The organism is Gilvimarinus gilvus, from assembly GCF_030518155.1.
In the GTDB taxonomy this organism is placed as follows: Bacteria; Pseudomonadota; Gammaproteobacteria; order Pseudomonadales; family Cellvibrionaceae; genus Gilvimarinus; species Gilvimarinus gilvus.
Genome location: NZ_JAULRU010000107.1, coordinates 1 through 302, shown reverse-complemented (window position 1 = coordinate 302; position 302 = coordinate 1). Strand labels below are relative to the sequence as shown.

1 pseudogene is annotated in these 302 nt (G+C 57.6%); it reads left to right on the top strand.

Annotated features, from left to right (window positions below):
- A pseudogene (gene aroE, locus QWI17_RS00535) lies at positions 1 to 302 on the top strand (shikimate dehydrogenase); the annotation flags it as partial.

Below are 302 nucleotides of genomic sequence, written 5' to 3'. Positions count from 1 at the left end.
CCGGACTCTGGCCCGGGCTGAAGTGCTGGTTGAGGTCTTTCAGGGGCTGGGTGAGATCGAAGCCTGCAGCTTTGATCAGTTAGCGGGTCAGCAGTTTGATCTGGTGATCAACGGTACGGCGGCCAGCTTGCAGGGAGAGGTCCCTCCCCTGCCAGATGACCTGTTGCGAGAAGGCGCCTGGTGTTATGACATGATGTACGGTGCCGAGATAACCGCGTTCAACCAGTGGGCAACCGATCATGGTGCAGAAAAAGCGATCGATGGGCTGGGAATGCTGGTAGAACAGGCGGCTGAGTCGTTTT